This window comes from Shouchella rhizosphaerae, from assembly GCF_900142675.1.
Taxonomy (GTDB): Bacteria; Bacillota; Bacilli; order Bacillales; family Bacillaceae_D; genus Shouchella; species Shouchella rhizosphaerae.
Map to the genome: position 1 here is coordinate 211,059 of NZ_FRBS01000005.1, position 17,250 is coordinate 228,308.

Below are 17,250 nucleotides of genomic sequence, written 5' to 3' on the forward strand. Positions count from 1 at the left end.
GGCTATGAGAAAAGGGGTTCCATTATGTCTGAAGATTTAGCAGCACGTTTTCTCGCCTTAAAACAGGATTTTGAAAAACGCTTATGCCGCGAATTAACCGCACAAGAAAGCATATTGCTCCAAGAAATGATGGCGAAAGAGGAAAAGAAAGAGATGCCTTATTCCTCCCAGTTTTGCCCATGAATTCATCACTTGAACATGTTATCGTATACGCGTTTTCACAATGGTGGCAGGCAAGACAGCTTTATCGCCTTCCTCTGCACCGTTTATCTTTCACAACGCGACTAAACGATAGCCCTGACGTGTCTCGCCTTTTTGAGAAAGCGTTTCCAACTACCATATATGTTTCCTCGTTGTCGTCCATTTTTTATCGATGCCGCCCAGCCTTGCTTCTTTTCATGATAGCATAGGTTTTATTTTTAAAAAGCCGGGAATACTAAAACCGTACTGCTAATGATTGGAGTGAATCGCATGAGTATTATTTGGAACTTAATTGTCGGTGGTTTAATTGGCTGGGCAGCTGGAGCCATTACAGGAAGAGACATACCATTCGGTATTATCGGCAACATTATTGCCGGCTTTATTGGCGCAAATATCGGAGCTGCCATTTTTGGTAGTTGGGGCCCTACGCTTGGCAACTTTGCGATTTTGCCAGCGTTATTAGGCGCTATCATATTAGTGGCGATTGTTAGTCTTATCCTTCGCCTCTTCAGAAAATAAAGACAAGATCAAACGCGGTGAACGCCAAGTGTGTTCACCGCGTTTTTTTCAATTAGCGAAAGTCGGACGTTCAATCTGAATGAAAACGGGTATGGATCTATATGAAAGGAGGACTGTCTATGTTTGGCTTGTCCGACTTCCTGCAACTTTTGATGTCGGTGCTGATCATTTTGCCTCTGGCGACCATTATTCGTGAATCAGGCTATTACCTCGTAGCCATTCTCCTTGGCGCTACCAAGAAAAAACTAGTCATTGGTAACGGCCCTAAACTTTTTTCCTTGTCTACGATTGAAGTTCGCCGCTATTTTTTCATGTACAGTTGGATGGAGTACGACGAACTAAAAACAAACAGACGTTTTTGGCATGGCTTTATGTATGCGTCGCCAATCCTGACATGTATGATAGTTGGCTTTTCAATCAATGCCTTTATTGCTGCTGAGGTTTTGCCAAACAATATGTTTTTCCAAACATTTTTATTCTACATTTTCTATTTTGTCTTTTTCGATGTGATCCCTGTTTATTTGCCTGATGGGCAACCGACCAATGGGCGTGCCATTTTCGATTTACTCTATTATGGTGAACGCTCTGATTATTTAAAGGAACGGGAGCAGACGAACAGACAGCAAAGCAACAGGAAGGGATCAAAAGAAGGGAAAGGGACCGGGTAAAGCCGAGCACCGATGCCAATCCCCCAGCAAAGATTTTTATTGCGTTGTCGAACAAAAGCAGCGGCAACCAGTGTTTCTAAAAAGAGAAAGGAACGTGTTGTTCGGCGCCAGTCTCCATGTTTTTAAGCTTATAATGGCCCGAAGCCACTTCCTCTTCTCCAATAAGAATCACAAATGGAATCTTTTCTTTGTTTGCTCTATCCAGCGCTTTAGTAAGTTTTTTGTTTTTGAACTCTACGTCTACACGAAAGCCTTGTTTCCGCAATGAAGAAGCGACAGCAAGCGCTTCTTTTTGTTTCTGCAATGGAATAACGTAGTAATCGAGTAACGGCTTTTGGTTAATACGCCCCTCCATCTTTAAAGCTGTGTAAATGACATCAATGCCAAACGAGATCCCGACTGTCGGTATAGGCTGTTCCTCGCCAGTTAAACCGCTGATCGCTTGGTCATAACGGCCGCCGCTGCCCACACTTGATTGGATCGCCCCCTCTGTCAAAAACAATTCATATACAGTGCCTGTATAAATTTCAAGGCCTCTAGCTAAAAAAGGATTAAACGTACATTGGCTATCAATGTTTAAGTAGCGAAGCGCTTCTTCTAATTCTTGCAGCTCTGCTATCCCTTCAGCCATTATCGGTGTAGTGGGATGGTCGGTGGCAAAATCGACAATTCCACTTTGGCTCATTTGCTTTAACCATTGTGCAATTTTGCTAATCGCTTTCCCGTCAACGCCCATTTCCTTTAATTCGTTTACCACTTGTTTATCACCGATTTTTTCTCGTTTATCAAGTATCAATATAACAGCACTATGTTGATCTTTGCTAACTCCGCAAATGTCCAACATCCCTGTCAACAGCTTGCGATTATTGTACTGGATGGTCATGTTTAGCCCGATCCGCCGGAACACTTCGGTCGCCATCTCTAATAGTTCTGCTTCTGCCAATGGAGAATCGACACCAGCTACGTCAACATCGCACTGGGTAAACTCACGGAAACGCCCTGCTTTAATCGGGCCATCTCGAAACACTTTGCCGATCTCATAGCGTTTAAACGGCTTGCGAATGTCCGGATTCATCGCCATCACTTTTGCAAACGGAATTGTTAAATCATAGCGGAGCGCCAATGCTCGTTTGCCGCGATCTGTCAACGTATACATTTCTTTTTTAATTTCTGCCCCTCCGCCGTATTTTGAAGCAAGCAAGTCGGTGTAATTGATCATTGGCGTTTCCATTGGCTTGCATCCATACTGCTGAAACACTTCTTCCAGCTCTCTGCGCAGCCAAACACGGACACTTTCATCTTCAGGCAAATAATCCTGTGTGCCACGTACATTTTGATAATCCCATTTCTTCATTTAATTTGCCTCCTTTTTTTAAAACAAAAAAACCGCATGGGATCCACCTTTCAAAACGAATCCATGCGGTTATGCAAAATAGCCTTCCTATGTATGATTTTTTAAAAATCAACTAGCAAGGCTAATTCATATGATGTTGTTTGTTTTGATTAGCGATAACGGAAAACATGCAGCATCTCTCCTAGTACAAACACACTAACATAAATACACGTTGCTGAAAAGACCTTTCTTAGCCGTTTCCATCCCATTCTGCATAAAAGCGTTTTAAAAACTGTTCCATAAACGCATGCCGTGATTCAGCCAATTTCTTACCTGTATGTGTATTCATTCGGTCTTTCAACAAAAGCAGTTTTTCATAAAAATGGTGAATGGCTGATCCCTGTCCACTCCGATATTCGGCTTTCGTCATCTCTGTCCGCACGTTTGCTTTTGGATCATATAGAACATGCCCTTTTGCGCCTGCATATTGGAACGTGCGGGCAATGCCGATTGCACCAATCGCATCAAGGCGGTCTGCATCTTGGACGACTTTTGCTTCTAACGTACGCAACGGCTTGCCTTTGCTAAAAGAAATCGTCTCAATGATTTCAATAATATGAGCTGAATCGGCTTTTTCCACTGACCTATCTACAAGCCAGTTATTGATTTCCTGTATGCCTTCCTCTTCACTCGCCACAAGTTTGTCGTCTGCTAAATCATGAAGCAGTGCTGCCATTTCTACCACAAACAGGTCAGCGCCCTCTTCTGCGGCAATCGCTTTAGCCATTTCTGTGACGCGCTCAATATGGTACCAATCATGGCCCGTTGACTCTGTTAATAATTGGTCCCTCACCCAATCAGCCGTTGATTTAACTGTTTGCTTTTTTTCCTGTTCCCCCATAATGGCCTCCTCATGGATGTAGCACAATTTTTCCTATTTTATCAAGTAACCGAATCTTTTACTAGCTACCACCCGTAACTAAGTCAACTGTGTTTTATGAGGAGGCGAAACAATGACAATTCCATGGTGGATACTCATCCCCCTTGCCGCAATTTTGGTACCAGTCATTACCAACTATCTTGAGAGCCGCTCTCGTTTACGAGAACTTGAAATGCGCCAAGGCTTTGGCCCAGAAATTGAAGATATCGACAAAAAACTGGATCAAGTGTTGGCCAAACTAGACCGATTGGAAAAACAAGATGACGAGAAACAATAACGACAAGTAGGCGGCATGAGCCAGTGCACGATGGCACTGGCTCATATACCGGTTTAATGTGAATTTCGCTTCGTTCGCTAGTGACCAAGTGGGCTTTATTTTGTATCCAGCTCTCCGACTGCCTTTACTTTAATAAAAACGGAGTTTCCTGGCATGTATGCAAGTGGGACGTCCTCAACAGAGACAATTTTGACTGTGTCCGGAACCGCTCCTGCCTCGACCGCATTCCCAATTGCATTTTGTTTTGCTTCTTCGACTGCATCTTCATACGTCCGCCCTTCCAACGCATAGATGTTTTCCGCTTCGCCGGAAATAGTCCCCAATGCAGCCCCAATTGCATTTGCGACATCATGATGGTCTGGCTTTATTACTTCTGAAGCCCCCGTTAATCGACTGTTGACTAGAATGCTGCCACCGCCTGTTAAAATGACAGGAACAGGCTCTTTTGACGTTTTCATTTGGTCAATCGCAACCTCAAGCTTTTCGATTATTTGTTTGTACGCCTGTTGACAGGCGTCGCTGTCTAAATCGCTTGTATCAGCGCCAGCAATCGTTTTGTCTGTCACAGCTAACACCACATCCGTTGCTGTCAATGTCTCGCCTCCAAAAGAGCGCGCTTCTTGCAATAAACGATAACCGACTGAATCAGGGCCAACCGTGATTGCGCCCTGTTCGTCTGTACGGATAATTGTTCCGCCTCCTAAGCCAACTGAGAGAATGTCCGGCATGCGGAAGTTGGTGCGGATGCCGCCGACATCAACGGCAATGGCTGACTGGCGCGGAAATCCATTTGATAGAACACCGATATCAGAAGTCGTTCCACCGATGTCTAGAACAAGGGCGTCTTTTAAACCAGACAAAAACGAGGCCCCGCGAATCGAATTCGTTGGCCCGCAGCCAATTGTCAAAATCGGGTAACGGATTGCATAATCGGCTTCCATTAATGTGCCGTCATTTTGGCCAATAAAGATTTGCGCAGGGATGCCAAGTTTGCTAAGTGCTTCACGGAACCCGGAAACGACGGTACGTATCGTCGTTTGCAGTGCTGCATTTAAAATCGTTGCATTCTCCCGTTCCAACAAACCAATGCTGCCAATTTGATGGGACAGCGAAATCGGCACGTCAGGCATGATATCATGGGCAAGGCGCGCTACTTTCAGTTCTTGCTCGGCTCGGGCTGGCGAAAATATGCCTGTAACCGCAATGGATTTAACGTTTTCTTTCATATCCTCCAGTGCAGAACGGATTTCATTTTCGTCTAGTTCTGAAATCAACGCGCCATCGTACTCATACCCGCCAGCTACTAAATAGTGGTGCTCGCCCACTGCCGCTTTTAAGTCATCAGGCCAAGCCGCTAAAGGGGGCACAGCCGTTGCTGCCGGTTTACAAAGGCGAATGATGCCAACTTTATTTAGCTGTTTCCGCTCAACAATGGCATTTGTGCAATGGGTAGTGCCAAGCATTGCATAGCCAATTTCGCCAGGCGATATAGCTGATTCCTCTAGAATGGCAGTTAACACTTTCCAAATACCAGTCATGACATCCTCGGTAGTTGGCTGTTTTGCTTTCGCTATTACGTGCAATGTGTGATCAAGTAGGACGGCATCTGTGTTTGTGCCGCCTACATCAATTCCAATCCGATAGCTCATTTGCCTCCACCTTCCTGCAACTTTTCTACAGGCTCATACTCCACAGGATAGCCAAAATAACGAGGTCCTGCCGTTTCAATACCTTTCTTTGTACGCCATTTCGGGTCGCACGGAAATGCAATGACCGTCACCCGCATGCCGTAGCGCAATCCTTCAGTCGTAATGGGCTGCCCCGTTTCAACATCAAGGATCGCTATCAAATCAGGCGTAATGGCCAGTGGTTTTTCCCCTTCTGTCGCTAACAATTGTTCATTTTGAAAATGGAGTGTAACCATCCGTCCTGCATCGTCATGGATCCCTTCGACTTCACAAATTCCCCGAGTAAAACCGCCCGTTAGTGTGCGCTGGATATCAGTAAGTTTGCCAGTTAACAGCTCGTAGCCGTTAAGGACGGCAAGCAGCCGTTTAATCGGATGTGTGCCATCTCCGCTTTTATGAAGCAACAGCCGCCCTATTTCTTCTGATTTTGTCAACGTGCCTGGAATGGCGCTCTTTTTTACAACAGAACCAGGAAGTGCATAGTCGCACACCGTACTAGACCCACCCATTTGCACAGTGATGGCCCGGGCAAGCTTTTCGCCCCAGTGGCCGTCCTTTGGCGTAATCACAACCGTATTGCCTTTTTCATCAGCTAACACGGTCGGATCAGCCGAATGGCCATCCAAGTAAAAAGTGACCATTTGACTCTCTGGAAAAGCACGCCCCATTGCGTCTGCGTCCACAAGAGGCAAGCCTTTTGCCGCAGCAGCTAGTACAGGCACAAGTGAATTGACGCCTCCGACCTCAATTGGCATCAAGGCAGCTGCTTTTTGGCCAAGCGTCTCCTCGATTTTTTCAAGTGGAGCCACCAATTCTTCAATCGAAGGAATTTTTTCAACGCCTATCGTCGGTGAACCCATCATCGATAGAGGCACAATTAAGGCATCGTCTGCCAATTCTTCAATCGACAGCAACTTAATCGGTCCATATGTTTTGATCGCCTCAAGCGCCATCAATTTACCTAGGTATGGATCTCCCCCTCCTCCAGTACCTAGAACGGCCGCCCCCAAGGCGATATGTTCAATCGATTCTTCCGTTAGCCATCTCATACTTTGTTCTCCTTTTCCTGTTTATCTGTTCTTGCGTGCGAACACAGCTTTTCCAATTAGCGCTTGCAAAACAAATGCGACGATAAAGCCATCAAGTGCTGGAATGGTTGTGAAAACGAGCAGGCCCAACCCATCTGGCGCCGGCGTTGTCAGCCAACAAAACAATGACGTGACTAGCCATACGGCCAGCGAACGGCCGATCAGCTTACGGCTGTGAAGGGCTTGAAACGAGAATTTCTGTTTGTCGACAACATAATATTCAGCAGCATACACTCCTCCAACTGGAGCGATCAACATCGTCATCAATGATAAAAACGTAATAAAGTGGTCAAATATGCCTATAAACGCTAATGCCGAAGCGGCTATTCCCATTACAAGCGTCAACACGGGACGCTTTGCTTTTGGAATTAGCACCGACATGCTTAAAGAAGCAGAATAGAGATTATTTGTATTCGTCGTCCACTGGGAAAAAGTAAGGACAATTAACGCTGGTAAACTTAAACCAAGCAGGATAAATACTTGGGCCAAATCTTCTGTGTTTAACAATTTCGACAACAGCACGGCAATAACGACCATAAAGCTATTTCCAAAGAAAAAGCCTAAGAAAGCAGCAATCATCGCATCTTTCTTTGATTTTGCCCATCTAGAAATATCAGGAGAAAGAATCGTGCCAAGTACATAAATGCCTACCACTAAAGAAACAGCGACTCCGAATGAAAACTTCGCTTCTACTGGTGCCAACACGGCGCTAGCATCTCTTTGCGTAAATGCTAATACCAACGCTGCTAAAATTAAGACAACAAGCAGCGGGCTTGTCCAATTTGTTAGCTTTTCGAACCATCTAAACGCAAATGCGGTCGTCATCATTAGTAGTCCGCCAACAAAGGCAACTACCGGAAGGGGCAGAGCCCAGCCTGTTAAATGTTCAACAACAGATACCGTATTTTCGGCAAAAAATCCAGCTTGGACGCCGAACCATCCGATCATCGAAATTGATATAACGACTGAAATCACTTTTGCTCCAGCCGCGCCAAAAACAAAATTGGAAATCATCGTTGTGGACAGGCCGGTTGCAGCGCCAATATTGGCACAAATTGCGCCTAGCACGCCAAGAAAAAGAGAGCCGACGGCAACTGCCAGCAACGCCTCAACAAATGGGATCCCCGCTCCAAGTTGTGCGCCTAACAACATGCCTGATAAATCAATGCCGATGGCAAACCAAACAGTCGCCATCGGCAGCCAGCCTTTTCGCACTTCTTTTGGCACAGGCTCCCTTTCAAAGTCATTGATTGTTTTATATGCTTCTTCCATCTCTCGCTCACTTCCTTGTTAACAATTGGCCGTACGATTAGATATGCCTTGCCAATAAAATTTCCACGCATGAAAAAAGGAGGTTTCCAACGTTTCTTTGTTATAGTAAAACGTTTGTAAAAACAATCCATCCAATAAGCAAAGAAAAGAATCGACCAGCTCATGCAACGGTTCGCTCTGAATATCCCCTTGTTTAATCCCTTCCGAAAAAATAGCAACTAAAGAGGAACGGATCTGTTGTTCATTAGCAGCAAACCGGCTGCGCATCTCATCCTTAAGAAAATCAGGAGGAAACAAATTGACACGTGTTAAAAATTCCGTTTTTGTTTGCTCTCGGAGATGATAATCAAGCATGGCTTCCACCACTTTGCGAAGCCGCTGTTCACTTCCTTCGATCTCCATCACATTAGTTTGCTGAACTAATTGAGCGGCATGCTCATCAAGCAGTTCGTGATAAATGGTCATAAACAAGTCTTGCTTGCTTTTAAAAAACGCGTAAATCGAAGGTGTTTTGATCCCAACTGCACTGGCGACTTCCGCCAGGCTCATTCCCTCGTAGCCGCCTTTGGCAAACGCAACCAATGCCGCTTGTTTGATTTTTTCTTTTGTCATCGCCATTCACCTAACGAATATTAGTTAGCAACAGTTTAGTCCCCTTCCTCTTAAAAAGCAAGCACAAATTTATGTAAATTAACGAAAAGGAATATTTATGCACTGCCACTGCGCAAAAAAGAGCTGCCCATTACGGCACAGCTCTTATGAAACACGCTGCCAAAGCGCTTTCGTATAAATGGTTTGCAAGCCTGAGCGCTCCATATTGCGCTGACTTGTTGTCGCAAATCCGGCTTGGCCACAAATGTATGTACATCCAGCAGCTGTGGCGTCTGCCTGTCGCCTAGCAATGAGCGCTTGCTGTACACCTTGCGTTCGAAATCGAGCAAGCACGGCGCAAGCAGCAAGTACAGCAATGGTGCCACTAGTGAATAAAGCGGCAACCCCTACTGGTTCTTCCTCGACTTCAGCCAAATAAAATGTCCAATTTCGTTCTTCATGCAACACGGCGTTGTTTGTCGCTACACTTTCCTTAAAAAAAGCAGGCATACCGAAACTTTCTGTATAAATATGGCCATAAAGATAATAGTCTTCCAGTTTTAGCGTTCGAATCGCTATCCTTTCGTGCCTCTCCTCTACTTGTCTGCTACAACGTCCTGCAAGAACAGAATGAAAACCGGTTTGGCAAAAGCCCTGTCGCCACAGAGCTTGCATCACTTTGCTCCCAGCGGCGCCAGGCACTAATTGAATTTGTGGTTCTAGTTCTTTCTTTTCATAAAACGAAATGATTTCGCCAATTTGTCTTTCCTCTTCCTCGTGCAAGCCTCGGACTGTATTAAACGCGGGTCCTGGCATACGCTTTGCAGAAAACGCGTATGCCTGTCCAAATGTTTCAATCGCTACTCCGAGCGAATTGCCGTCTATCGTTTCTATTGCTTTCAAGCGTGAACTGAGCATGTTCGTCTCGGCCTCTTCCAAACGATCCACAAACGCCGTTGTCGTAATGATCATAACCCCTCCCCGCTAATCGAAATCGACGACTCTTCCGCTCCGTTCCTGGACTTGTTTGATCTTAAGCTTTTCTGCCATTTCCTGAACGAGGACAATCGCCATGTCTATTTCTTCCTTGCCATTTTCCTGCCCGCCTACATAGACAGACACTGAGTTTGGATCCGCTGTTGCTGCCTGAGCAACATCAGCCAAAACCCCTCTGCTTAAACCTGGGTAAGCCTCTTCCAATTCGTCATGAAGCGCTTGTGCGACGGCGACTTGTTGCTTGTAATTGTCCGCTTCGCCATTCACTTTCATCCACACGCGGGCAATCGGTTGTTGATCGTAGATGAGTGTGCTCTCCGAATAAGAAATGCCCTCTTCCTGGATTTTATAGTGCAAATGGGGTTCTTCATTTTGATCGACTACTTCTGTTATCGCTGGCTGCTCTTTTTTTGTTTCTGCTTTCTTTTGATCGCCTGCTGGCTGTCCAATAAGCAGCAAAGCAGCAGCAACACTTAGCACCACACGCTTGTCCATCTAGGAACCTCCTAAAACTCTTTTTGTTTTACGTGTATTCCTAGTTTGGACAAACGATGCCTCGATACATACTAGATTTTTCATTTAAGCGCTGTTGATGTGGTTTGCGCCTTTGTCTCTTTAACGTTTTTTTGCCTCTTGCCATGCTGCAACGAAAGCAGCAACAGTCGGAAAACGCGCTTCTCGCTCTGCTGCTGTTGCCTGTTTTGCCACTTCGAATAAAGCGTTGCTAGCGTCCCAGTTTTCCTCCGTCCGCTTGTTTTCATTCCCTAACAAAGCAAAAGCAACGGCCCCCATTGTGTAGACATTCGTCTGTGCATCAATCGCTGCGCCAAGTTGGAATTCTTCCGGGGCCATAAATCGCTTTGACCCCCACATTCTTCCCATTGTATTGACATAAGGTTTTTTCCGATACAAATCGATGTCGCATATCGTCGTTACCCCTGTTGAAAAGTCATACAAAATGCTGCCATCATAAAAGTCAATCGCGACGTAACCGTTACGTTCGACGTGTTCGTGAAAGGAATAAATACGATCAAGCGTATCTAACCGCTTCGCTACAGGCAACCGTTTATGCTTATAGGTCGGCGAGTTTGGATCGGTATACTTGGCAGGCGGCGGAAACAACCAATGGGCATGCAAACATTCGCCCTCTGCCCAAGGAAACACAAGGGCATAGCCCCCATTAGTGGCGAAATGGTTATGCAATGTAACCAAGTTTGGATGAGCAAGATGTTCATAAACAGCAACCGCTTCTTTTATACGCTCAACTGCCTGTTGAATATCCCCCTCATAGTAAAGCGTCTTAGCACCTGCATATTTGACAAACCACTTCTTGTCCCCATCCGCTACCCCAAAACTTACATTTCCAGAGTCTTGTTGGTCAAAAACAGCAAAGATATCCCCTAGTTCTGAAAGCCAATCAAACTCATGTGCTTCTTTTAATGAAATGCTCTTGCTTCCTAGTGTTTGTATGACCATAGACAGATCTCCTTCTCTAGCGTTTTCTGACTTGTCTATTACTCATTTAAGTGGCTTGCCAAATGCAATATGCCAATGCAAGTGTTTAGAATCTTGGTAGGTGCCAAGGTTTGTCAACACACGGCAGGCGCCATGCTCAGCCTTAACTTGTGCAGCGACTGTTTTGATAACAGAAAACAGTTCAAGCAAAAGGGCATCGTCTTCTTCCTCTAACGACAATAATGAGGGAATATGCTTTTTGGGGATCGCGACAATATGTACAGGGTAATAAGGATTTGTATGGTGGTAAGCAAGGACATTTTCTGTTTCCATTACTTTTTTCACTGCTGTTTTGCCACTTAACACTTCTTCACAATAAAAGTCTTCTGTCTTCATCGTATATTCCTACTTTCTAGTTCGTATATTCACCCTTCAAGTATACAGGTGTGCCACGAATTAATTATGCATGACTTTCAAATAAATGCCTTTTTCTGCCTTCTCTCTCGCTTTGCTGATTAGGTCAGCCGCTTTTCTAGAGCATTTTGACACAGGCACGAACGCGCCACCTACATCTATCAACGGGTCAACGATACGGACTTTGTTTTTATGGTAATGATCGTATGCGCCTGTTGCTTCCTTTACACACACGCCAGAATAAATCTCGGCCAGAAGGCGCCGGACCTGTTCATCCCCACTTTCGTTCAGTTTTTTTACGAGTTCTTCATCCTCAGCTAATAGATCCGATTCGTTTATTGCGCCGCGCTCAAGGGCTAATCGCAATGCCTCGGAGATTTTCCAGTTGGCATACACATTTCGCGGTTCCATGAAAAATTCGATTGTTTCTTTATAGTAGGCTTCGATAAACCATTCTGCCGCAGCCAACGATTGAACAACCATTTTCCCTTTTCTTACAATAAGCTGTTCTAAGAAACGATGGGCTTCCTGAAGGGAAATAAATCGATAAGCATATAAATCCCGCAATGTATAGTCGATTCGGTCCGCACATAAATGTGGAGCAGGCTGTTCAAGCAACGGCCATTTCTCGATCTCATTGATAATCTCGTTTACATCGACTTGGTGCTTTTTCAAAATGGCAGGAATGTCCGATTCGGCAATTCGTTTATGAAACAGTTGTTCATGATAATCTTCCTTTTCATTCTTAAACACATAGTCAGATACATGGGAAAAAGCTGTGTGAGAAACATCATGTAGCAAGCCAGCGGCCTGCTCTTTTAACGAACCTCCTAATCGGCGTATTAACAACATGACTCCAATCGAGTGCTCATAGCGAGTTACATTCCACTCCGGACAAACAAGATAAGCCGCTCCAGCCTGATGGACACCTTTTAATCGCTGAAGCGGCCTGCTGTTCACTAAATCGCGTAGTACCGGCTCAACTTCCATTGAACCATAAAGCTTGTCTTCCAACATCATCGTTTTTATCACTCCAATTAAAAAATGCAGCCAAACTTGCCCGCAGCAGACTGTGCCTAATGCTTGCATGCGGGTCGTTTACCCCGCCCAAATACTCTGGAACGACCACGCCTGTCCTATTCGTATTCGAAATCTCTCCTCGCCCGAAAAGCGTTTTAGTGAGTTTGTCGATAAACCGCCTCCACTTGCCCTTAAAGCTTCCTTTAACAACTTGCTCCCCTTTTCTACATTTGGCGGCTGTTGCCTAAATAACGCATTTGCCAGTTCTGCTTTCGTTTTTGTCGAATAGCGACTAGTGCGATGGCCTGAATGAGCCAACGCTTGCTGATAATACGTTTCTGCTTTATAAAAATGATGATTGCGAACAGCGTTTTGTCCAAGAGAGCGTAAAATGAGCGCTTCCGTTTCCTCAAGGCCTGCAGCCCGTTCTAGCAAATTTAAAAAATGCGCTTCTGCCTTCTCGTATTGGCCCGTTTCCGATAAGAGGTTGCCGAGTATCATTTCCGCCTGCAATTCCTTTTCCACGTACATTGGATCAAGGGCGAAAAAGCGTCTTGCCTTGTCTAAATAAGGCATAGCCCGGTCAAATCGGTCAATTTTATAATAACAAACGCCCGCACGGTTATAAAATTCTCCATGCTCCATTTCGTCTTGAATATGCGCTAATTCTTTTTCCGCTTGTTCATATAAATCGACAGCTTCCGTAAACCGTTCTTTGTAGAAGGCATATTGGCCACTGAAGAAATAATAGTAATAATTCAACAAAAAATCCGACTGCAAACAATTGACGAGTGCCTCTAGCTGATGGGGTTCTTGCAACTGTTCAAGCATCATTTGATAGCGAAAACAAACGAGATTGTAATACGCAACCATTTTGTCATCGCGAAGCAGTTCTTTGAAGCACACATCAAGCTCTTCTTTTAAGATGGCTGCTTGTTGAACTTGGCGTTTGACAATACAACGGTACAACTGGGCGACTTTTTTGCCGATTTCACTATTGCGTACTGCATTCACACTCTCCCCTCCTCTTATTTATTATTATATCGGATTGTCTCGCAAAAAAGGGAATTTATTACTGAAACCCTCACGCCCAATGTTTTCACTTTTTGCATAGAGTGATTTCCATTTTCGGAACAGTCTAGCAACATTAAGCAAACCACTTTATTGCTTTGAGCTTATCGCCAAGCGGTTGTTGCTTTAACCGTTCAAGCATAGCCGGATTTGCCCCATGCATTTGCAAGTACGACTCGAGCATCGCTGCCTTTTTCTCTCGTCCCATTAAGACGTAGGCAACAAGCCAAGCTTCAGGGCTTCCTACTGGTATGCCTTGCCAATGAAAAGCAGCATCCGCAGGAATGTGGCAAATGCCTGCTTCTGAGCGAAGCGCAAAACCGCCGATGATTTCAACTTCTTGGCCGTTTTTTTCGACAAATAGCTTATAACTACTCGTAAATAAATGGTCACCCGTTTGTCCTGTTTCGAACGCTTTTATTGGGAAAAGGGCTTGCGTCACAGCGTTCTTGTTAGCGTTTGTCATAATGTCCCAATCGTTTACCGTTTCCGTCAACCCTAATGCATACAGCAGACCGCTCCCCCCTAATGAAAAAGCAATCTGATTTGCTTTTAACTTGCTTGCTACCGTAAAAAGGGCGTCGATTTTTTGTTGGTCCATAAGTGCCTCCTCTTTTTTTGACTTACAACAGGACGTATGAATCACATTCGCGTCATTGCCATTTACTCGTATTTTCGTCAGTTTCCTTTCAGCAAACGTTGCGAAAACTGGGAGCCGATTTAGGTTGTTTTCTCGTGAAATAGGCTTCTTTCAATTATTTTATCATTCGCAACGTTTTTGGCAAAAATTTTCCCGTCAAGGGCTTGCTTCTCACGCTTTGTTGCGATAATCTAATCAAGTCGGAACTTTTTATGCGCCTATAGCTCAATCGGATAGAGCATCAGCCTCCTAAGCTGAGGGTTGCAGGTTCAATTCCTGCTAGGCGCGTCCTCTATGTTTCCTTCTATTTGGCTTCGCTCCCCAAGTTCTTACGCAAAGTTTCCTAAACATTGATTTAGAAAAAAAGTAGATGATTCAATCTGTAGCCTATTTGCGTGCAGAGGTAGTAAAAGAGACGAGCCTTTTCGACATTATGTATAAATGTGTGTTATTATGAGAGAAAACCAGACAAATCTCTTGCGTTCGCAACAATTTATTCATATAATAAAAGATAAGAACAACGATTCAAGTACATGCTCGTTTGTTATGATAAGAATAGCTCGTCCTCGTTCTTTATTAACTGCAATTGCTTGACTGTACACACAATGATTCATTTTTTTCATATACTAAATAAAAGTATCTAAATTTTCAAACTTATGATCCGGACCTTGTTATGAAGGAGTTGATGTGATGGGAAACACATTCAGCTTTAAGAAATGGCTTTTGATTGTTTTGACCACCCTTATGGCTATTGTGGTTCTCCTTGCTGCATTAACTGTATTTATTGGCTATAAAGTAACGAACCCAACGATCCGCTTGCTTCATACAAACCCAAATAACGTGGGCCTTGACTATGAAGATGTCTCATTCTCAAACATCGTTGACAATATATCGTTAAGTGGCTGGTGGATTCCTTCCGACCAGCAATCGCTTTTTCAAAATGAAAAAGCGGTTATATTTTCACATGGTTATGGCTACAACCGTACCGAAATGCCGTTTTCCAGTCTTGAATTGGCGGCGGCCATGCATGAAGCTGGCTATCATGTTTTCATGTTTGACTTCCGCAATTCTGGCATGTCTGAAAAAGCACCTACAACATTTGGCGGAAACGAAAAAAGCGATTTGCTTAGCGCGATCCGCTATGTACATGATCAACAAGGGATTGAAAACATTGCCTTGGTAGGTTGGTCGATGGGTGCGGCCACTTCTATCATGGCAGGAGCAGAAGCCGATGAAGTCAAAGCAGTGGTTGCCGACAGTCCATTTTCCGATCTAAACGAATACGCTAAAAACAGTTTCCACTATTGGACCGGGCTGCCGAAGTCCCTTGCGGCAGGAACAGCCCGGGCAGTTGAAGCAATTGTCCCAACGTTTAACTTAGAAGACGTAAGGCCCATTTATGCAGCAACCCAGTACAATCAAGAAAAAGGCTTGTTTTTAATCCATAGCCGCAAAGATGGAGCCATTCCTTACACAGAGTCAGAAGCGATACACAGTCACGCCGCTGGCAGTGAGCTTTGGCTACCTGAAAAAGGCGGCCATATAAGAAGCTATTTTCATTACAAAGCTGAGTACGAGGAACGTGTGTTAAACTTTCTTGACCGGACCTTTAAAAAATATGAGCCACAAATTGTGGAAGCCCGCTATTTCACTTAACAGGAAAAACCCCTCTCTCCAACTCGTTGCACTGGAAGAGGGGTTTTGACATGTGCGCCAGTTTTTACTCCTTATAAAAACAAATGAGCAATTGGCGCAGCCAACAAGATGCTTAACACAACCCGTTCAAACCAAATGACAAGCAATTTCGGCACACTGACAGGAATGTCGGTCGCCAAGATCGTCGGAATGACCGCGGAAAAAAACAGCACGGAAGACACACAAACAACTCCAATCGTAAAACGGGTGATGAGATCAGCGTCGGCAGCAATAGCTGCTGGCAAAAACATTTCAGCAATGGAAGTTGCAGCAGCACTTGCAGCAAAGGCAGGATCAGGCAATTGGACGAGTGCTGTTACTGGGAAAAATAACACTCCAAGCCACGCAAACAGAGGCGTATACTTAGCCAGCGCTAACCCGAAAAGGCCAATGGACATAATCGATGGCAAAATGTTCATCGTCATGCGGAACCCATCACGGACGTTTGCGCAAATATTGGCAGATAGGCTCAGGCTCCCTTGCGCTTGTGCCATCGCCTGCGCCCAGCCACGTTGGAGTCGGCGCCCTTGCTGCTCTGCTTCAGGCTTGCCTGTCATCCCGTTATAATAGCTTTCCGTTGTTTGTTTTAATGGCCAGACTCTAGCCGTTACCGCCGTCACTGTAAATGTAACGACTAAACAAGACCAAAAATACACGTTCCAGTTCGCCATTAAATCGAGTGTATTGGCAACGACCACCATAAAAGTAACGGAAACGGTGGAAAAGCCAGTGGCAATGATCGTTGCTTCTTTTACCGAATAGCGCCCCTCGCGAAAAAGCCTGTTCGTAATCAGCAATCCAAGTGAATAACTGCCGACAAACGAAGCAACAACATCAATCGCAGAACGCCCTGGCAGGTTCCAACCTTTCCTCATAATGGGCTGCATCCATACACCGGCAAGCTCAAGCAAACCATATCCTGTTAACATGGCCAAAAATACAGCCCCAATTGGGACAAGAAGACCTACAGCGACAACAAGGCGATCAAAAAGAAATGGGCCCATGTCCTCTGCCAACATCCATTGCGGGCCGATGCCGAATAGCACCATGACAGTAATTGCTAAACCAGCAAGTTTAAAAACAGCCAAAAGCAAATCGGTCTTTGTCTGCCGCCATGTCCCCTTGTAAAACGGATAAAGCGCGCCAAGAAAAATCACAAGCAACGCATAATACGGCACAATTGCAGGGAAAGCCTGCCTCATTGCGGTCACGATATGGTCAAGCATAATGGAAGATGTACCGTTGATTGGCACGGGCACGAAAAACATAAACGCGCCAATGCTGCTATAAAGCAAGAAACGGATCAGCGCTCGAGGGGAAGAACCGTTTCCTTGCTTAGCCTCTAATCGTGGCTGTTGCTTAAAGGGCTCCATGGCGCCCCC

Annotated in this window: 19 protein-coding genes and 1 tRNA gene; 6 read left to right on the forward strand and 14 right to left on the reverse strand. The window is 45.0% G+C overall.

All coding sequences use genetic code 11. From position 1 onward, the window contains the following. The first annotated feature begins 24 nt into the window (after positions 1 to 24). The 3 genes from BUC05_RS21540 (at position 25) to BUC05_RS15200 (ending at position 1,388) form a co-directional block, all read left to right on the forward strand. The gene (locus BUC05_RS21540; protein WP_011248146.1) at positions 25 to 183 is read left to right on the forward strand and encodes a hypothetical protein; all 159 of its coding nucleotides are present in this window, start codon (positions 25 to 27) and stop codon (positions 181 to 183) included. Positions 184 to 471: 288 nt separating this feature from the next. Next, positions 472 to 720: a GlsB/YeaQ/YmgE family stress response membrane protein gene (locus BUC05_RS15195; RefSeq protein ID WP_011248147.1), complete on the forward strand. Its 249-nt coding sequence runs from the start codon at positions 472 to 474 to the stop codon at positions 718 to 720. A gap of 119 nt (positions 721 to 839) precedes the next feature. Further along, positions 840 to 1,388, forward strand: coding sequence for a hypothetical protein (locus BUC05_RS15200; protein WP_035203013.1), 549 nt, complete (start codon positions 840 to 842; stop codon positions 1,386 to 1,388). 76 nt (positions 1,389 to 1,464) lie between these two features. Here BUC05_RS15200 and BUC05_RS15205 read toward each other — a convergent pair whose 3' ends face one another. Further along, on the reverse strand, positions 1,465 to 2,742 hold the full coding sequence (locus BUC05_RS15205) for a histidine--tRNA ligase (RefSeq protein WP_035203015.1): 1,278 nt from the start codon (positions 2,740 to 2,742) through the stop codon (positions 1,465 to 1,467). A 229-nt stretch (positions 2,743 to 2,971) separates the two neighbouring features. Then, complete coding sequence (locus BUC05_RS15210) at positions 2,972 to 3,622, reverse strand: HD domain-containing protein (RefSeq protein ID WP_011248150.1); 651 nt, start codon at positions 3,620 to 3,622, stop codon at positions 2,972 to 2,974. Positions 3,623 to 3,734: 112 nt separating this feature from the next. On the opposite strand from BUC05_RS15210, the gene BUC05_RS15215 reads away from it, so the two are divergent. Next, positions 3,735 to 3,938 (forward strand): hypothetical protein, encoded by a 204-nt coding sequence (locus BUC05_RS15215; RefSeq protein WP_035203017.1) that lies wholly within the window; start codon positions 3,735 to 3,737, stop codon positions 3,936 to 3,938. Between the two features lie 95 nt (positions 3,939 to 4,033). Here BUC05_RS15215 and BUC05_RS15220 read toward each other — a convergent pair whose 3' ends face one another. From BUC05_RS15220 to BUC05_RS15270, 11 genes are all read right to left on the reverse strand, one after another. After that, positions 4,034 to 5,587 carry a hydantoinase/oxoprolinase N-terminal domain-containing protein gene (locus BUC05_RS15220; RefSeq protein ID WP_035203020.1) on the reverse strand — a complete coding sequence of 518 codons (1,554 nt, stop codon included), beginning with the start codon at positions 5,585 to 5,587 and terminating at the stop codon, positions 4,034 to 4,036. Next, entirely contained in the window at positions 5,584 to 6,675 is a 1,092-nt protein-coding gene (locus BUC05_RS15225) for an S-methyl thiohydantoin desulfurase family protein (RefSeq protein ID WP_011248153.1), read from the reverse strand. Before BUC05_RS15225 ends, BUC05_RS15220 begins: the two co-directional genes overlap by 4 nt. 21 nt (positions 6,676 to 6,696) lie before the next feature. Then, positions 6,697 to 7,986: a cytosine permease gene (locus BUC05_RS15230; RefSeq protein ID WP_035203023.1), complete on the reverse strand. Its 1,290-nt coding sequence runs from the start codon at positions 7,984 to 7,986 to the stop codon at positions 6,697 to 6,699. Between the two features lie 18 nt (positions 7,987 to 8,004). After that, positions 8,005 to 8,598, reverse strand: coding sequence for a TetR/AcrR family transcriptional regulator (locus BUC05_RS15235; protein ID WP_035203025.1), 594 nt, complete (start codon positions 8,596 to 8,598; stop codon positions 8,005 to 8,007). 144 nt (positions 8,599 to 8,742) lie between these two features. Continuing rightward, a complete protein-coding gene (locus BUC05_RS15240) occupies positions 8,743 to 9,549 on the reverse strand; it encodes a GNAT family N-acetyltransferase (RefSeq protein ID WP_073305276.1) in 807 nt (268 codons plus the stop codon). Between the two features lie 12 nt (positions 9,550 to 9,561). Beyond that, complete coding sequence (locus BUC05_RS15245) at positions 9,562 to 10,068, reverse strand: stage II sporulation protein P (protein ID WP_073305278.1); 507 nt, start codon at positions 10,066 to 10,068, stop codon at positions 9,562 to 9,564. A gap of 120 nt (positions 10,069 to 10,188) precedes the next feature. Next, positions 10,189 to 11,049, reverse strand: a complete 861-nt coding sequence (locus tag BUC05_RS15250; RefSeq protein WP_035203033.1) for a protein kinase domain-containing protein — start codon at positions 11,047 to 11,049, stop codon at positions 10,189 to 10,191. A 42-nt stretch (positions 11,050 to 11,091) separates the two neighbouring features. Then, entirely contained in the window at positions 11,092 to 11,424 is a 333-nt protein-coding gene (locus BUC05_RS15255; RefSeq protein WP_011248159.1) for an HIT domain-containing protein, read from the reverse strand. 60 nt (positions 11,425 to 11,484) lie between these two features. Continuing rightward, entirely contained in the window at positions 11,485 to 12,462 is a 978-nt protein-coding gene (locus BUC05_RS15260) for an HD domain-containing protein (RefSeq protein WP_073305384.1), read from the reverse strand. Between the two features lie 78 nt (positions 12,463 to 12,540). Further along, complete coding sequence (locus BUC05_RS15265; protein ID WP_073305280.1) at positions 12,541 to 13,476, reverse strand: Rap family tetratricopeptide repeat protein; 936 nt, start codon at positions 13,474 to 13,476, stop codon at positions 12,541 to 12,543. Between the two features lie 133 nt (positions 13,477 to 13,609). Beyond that, positions 13,610 to 14,134, reverse strand: coding sequence for a hypothetical protein (locus tag BUC05_RS15270; RefSeq protein ID WP_035203037.1), 525 nt, complete (start codon positions 14,132 to 14,134; stop codon positions 13,610 to 13,612). A gap of 253 nt (positions 14,135 to 14,387) precedes the next feature. Between BUC05_RS15270 and BUC05_RS15275 the strand changes: the two genes are divergently transcribed. Together BUC05_RS15275 and BUC05_RS15280 are read left to right on the forward strand one after the other, a co-directional pair. Then, positions 14,388 to 14,461, forward strand: a tRNA-Arg gene (locus tag BUC05_RS15275). Between the two features lie 402 nt (positions 14,462 to 14,863). Further along, a complete protein-coding gene (locus BUC05_RS15280) occupies positions 14,864 to 15,829 on the forward strand; it encodes an alpha/beta hydrolase (RefSeq protein ID WP_041824079.1) in 966 nt (321 codons plus the stop codon). A 71-nt stretch (positions 15,830 to 15,900) separates the two neighbouring features. Here BUC05_RS15280 and BUC05_RS15285 read toward each other — a convergent pair whose 3' ends face one another. Then, positions 15,901 to 17,241 (reverse strand): YjiH family protein, encoded by a 1,341-nt coding sequence (locus BUC05_RS15285; protein WP_035203040.1) that lies wholly within the window; start codon positions 17,239 to 17,241, stop codon positions 15,901 to 15,903. Positions 17,242 to 17,250: the final 9 nt, after the last annotated feature.